Genomic DNA, 3,205 nt, shown 5'->3' with positions numbered 1-3,205 from the left:
GTTCGTCCCAGACCGCAATGGGCGGACGCAGAAGCGCGCTATGTATCTCCTGATTGTACCGCCCTGCGATTTCCCAACCCAGAGCGCACTCGAACGTAACCGGTACGAGCACCCCACGCGCTGATGCAGAGGAGGGTGTGGACGGCGCCCTGTCGCGGATTGACGTTGGCTCGGCGGGATGGCGTCGTCGCTGCGCGAGGAGCGGCGGCATGGCGATCGAGGACGAGCTTCGCGAGCGATTGAGCAAGGTGGAGGCGCTGTTCTTCGGCGCGACGACCGCGGGCGAGCGCGAGGCGGCCGGGGCCGCGGCCGAGCGTCTGAAGGCGAAGCTCGCCGAAGCGAGCCGCCTCGATCCGCCGGTCGAGATGAAGTTCACCATGCCGGACCAATGGTCGGCGCGGTTGTTCATCGCCCTTTGTCGCCGCTACGGGTTCAGGCCATTCCGGTATGCGCGTCAGCGCAGCACCACGATCATGGTCAAGGCGCCGCGGCGCCTGTTCGATGCGGTCGTGTGGCGGCAGTTCTCCGACGTGCACACCGATCTCTGGACCCATTTCGAGAAGACGACGGAGCGCCTGATCCGGGAGGCGATCCATACGGACACGGCCGACGCCGAGCTCGCTCCCGAGCCGATCGGGTTGAGGTAGGCGCCGGGCTTCAGGCGGCGCTTTTCGCCTGAGCCGCTTCCGGTTTCCAGTTCCAGGCCAGAAGCTCATGCAGGCGGTCGTTGGTCGTGCGGCCGGAGACCATCCGCTCCAGCACGTCGGTCAGGTAAGCTTCCGGGTCGAGACCATTCAGTCGAGCCGTGTTGAGGAGCGAAGAGAGAATCGCCCAGGTCTCGCCCCCGCCTTCGTCGCCGCTGAACAACGAATTCTTTTTTCCGATTGCAATTGGCCGGATCGAACGCTCGACCGTGTTCGTGTCCGGCTCGAGCCGCCCGTCGTCCAGGAACGCCGTCAGACCCTCCCAGCGCTCGAGCGTGTAGTCGATTGCCTTGATGAGCGACGACTGTCGCGAGATTCCGTCCTTCACCGCCTCAAGACGGGCCTTCAACGCCTCCATCAGCGGCTTCGTCTCGGCCTGCCGCGCCGCGCGACGTTCCCCGGCGTCGAGGCCGCGGATCCGCTCCTCGATCGCGTAGACGGCCGCGATGCGCGCGATGACCTCGCTCGCGAAGGGCGAGTTCGTCGTCTTGTGCACCTTCACGAAGTTGCGGCGCGCGTGGACGAGGCAATACGCCAGCCGGACCTTGCCCAACATCTTCGCGTCGCCCGCGAGCGAGGCGTAGGCGGCATAGCCGTCGACTTGCAGCACGCCCTCGAAGCCGGCCAGCTGCGCCACGATCTCCTTCTTGCCGCGGCCGCCCGCGAACACGTAGGCGACCGCCGGCGGCGCCGGTCCCTTCCACGCCCGATCATCCGTCGCATGCGCCCAGAACTGGCAGATCTTCGTCCGGCCCCGTCCCGGGTCGAGCACCGGCATCGGCGTCTCGTCGCAGAACAGCCGGTCGAAGCGATGCATGGTCTTCAGTTGCAGATCGTAGAGGCCCTTGACCATCCAGGCCGCGCTCCCCATCCAGCGCGCCAGCGTCTGGCGGTCGACGACGACCCCCTGGCCCGCCAGGATCTGCGTCTGGCGATAGAGCGTCGACTGCCAGGCGTACTTGGCCGCCGCGATGTGCGCGATCAGCGCCGTCGTCGCCATGCCTCCCTCGACGAGCCGCGCCGGCGCGGGGGCCTGGACGATCGGGCCCTCGCAGGCGCGGCAGGCGTATTTGGGGCGGATCGTGCGCAGCACGCGCAGCCACGCGGGTACCCGGTCGAGCGCTTCGCTCATCTCCTCGCCGATCCGATGCATCCGGCCCGTGCAGCACGGGCAGAGCGTCGACGCCGGCTCGATCACCTGCTCGACCCGGGGCAGATGCGCCGGCAGCGCGCCGATGTTGCGCCGGGCTTTGCCCCGCTTCAGTTTCGGCGCATCCGATTCCGGTGCGTCGTCGTTGGCCGGAGGCGGCGCGGCCGCTCGTTCCAGATCCAGCGCGAGCTGCTCGGCGCAGACGATCGCCGAGCGCTCCGATCGCGTGCCGAAGATCAGGCCCTTCAACGTCGCGATCTCTGCGCGCAGATCGTCGTTCTCGCCGTCGAAAGCGAGAACCATCTCGGCGAGAGCCGCAGGGTCCTTGGGGAGATCTTCGGGGCGAAGCGCCATCTCGGAGAGCTATCCGAAAACGCTCGGAGTCGCCAGCAAAACAAGGCGACTCAGGCGACTTTCGTCGGCCGCTTCGTCACCCTCGGGACCACCCGCGACCACTCCGAGAGACCCTCGATCAGCATCGCCAGTTGCGCGCCCGTCACGCGCATCGTCCCCGCGCGAATGGGAGGCCAGGCGAAGCCGCCTTCCTCGAGCCATTTGGTCGCCAGAACCAGCCCTGAGCCGTCAAAAAACCAGGAGCTTCAAGCGATCCGATCGCTTCGAGCGGAACACGAAAACGTCGCCGCTGTAGGGCTCGCCGCCCAACCCCTCCGCCACCAGCGCGACCAGACCATGCACGCCTTTGCGAAAATCGATCGGCTGCGTCGCGACGAACACCCGGACCTCCGGGCCGAACGAAATCACCGCGTCGACCTCACCGCCGCCAGCACGCGCTCCAGCGTCGCGGCGTCGACGCCGACGGGCACGCGCACCGTCGCGCCGGCGATCGTCACTTCGATCCGCTCCCCCGGACGCGCCACGACGCGAGGCTGCTCGATCGCGTCCGCTCGCGCTTCGACGGCGTCGTCGAGCCTGAGCTGCACGAACAACGGCCCTTTGCTCGACGCGAGCCGCGCCTTGCGCCGCCAGACGTTGAGCAACCCCCGGCTGACGCCGTTGCGCCGCGCCACCTCGGATATATTCACCTCCGGCTCGGCGCTCTCGGCCAGGATCCGCGCCTTCTCCGCGTCGCTCCAGTCGCGCCGACGACGGCGTCCCGTGATCACCTCGACGCGCTGATAAGAGCCGGCATCATGCCTGGACTGATGCATGGAATGAGCGCCCCGCGCAGTGTCAAACCTCGCGCGAGTCTCGCTCAGCCGAACGCCGCATACGAGGTGGGACCGTCGTACCGGTTACACTCGAACTCTCGGAAGGTCATGGCCGAGAAACGGGCGGGGTCGTTGTCTTGCCGCGCCGTGGGGTTGGCGAAGGTCGTCCCCGGATAAAAATG

At 67.6% G+C, this 3,205-nt stretch carries 3 protein-coding genes and 1 pseudogene; 1 reads left to right on the top strand and 3 read right to left on the bottom strand.

From position 1 onward, the window contains the following. Window positions 1-209: 209 nt before the first annotated feature. Window positions 210-647 carry a hypothetical protein gene (locus DFR50_RS31005; RefSeq protein WP_113894187.1) on the top strand — a complete coding sequence of 146 codons (438 nt, stop codon included), beginning with the start codon at window positions 210-212 and terminating at the stop codon, window positions 645-647. A gap of 10 nt (window positions 648-657) precedes the next feature. On the opposite strand, the gene tnpC is transcribed toward DFR50_RS31005, so the two are convergent. The 3 genes and pseudogenes from tnpC to tnpA form a co-directional block, all read right to left on the bottom strand. Then, entirely contained in the window at window positions 658-2,208 is a 1,551-nt protein-coding gene (tnpC, locus tag DFR50_RS31000; RefSeq protein WP_113894185.1) for an IS66 family transposase, read from the bottom strand. 50 nt (window positions 2,209-2,258) lie between these two features. Further along, window positions 2,259-2,616 (bottom strand): annotated as a pseudogene (tnpB, locus tag DFR50_RS30995) (IS66 family insertion sequence element accessory protein TnpB). Further along, window positions 2,613-3,023 carry an IS66-like element accessory protein TnpA gene (gene tnpA / locus DFR50_RS30990; protein ID WP_113894183.1) on the bottom strand — a complete coding sequence of 137 codons (411 nt, stop codon included), beginning with the start codon at window positions 3,021-3,023 and terminating at the stop codon, window positions 2,613-2,615. The pseudogene tnpB and the gene tnpA overlap by 4 nt, the downstream one beginning before the upstream one ends. Window positions 3,024-3,205: the final 182 nt, after the last annotated feature.

The organism is Roseiarcus fermentans (genome assembly GCF_003315135.1).
Taxonomy (GTDB): Bacteria; Pseudomonadota; Alphaproteobacteria; order Rhizobiales; family Beijerinckiaceae; genus Roseiarcus; species Roseiarcus fermentans.
Note: the sequence above shows the minus strand (reverse complement) of the source record. Positions and strands in the feature narration are given on the sequence as shown.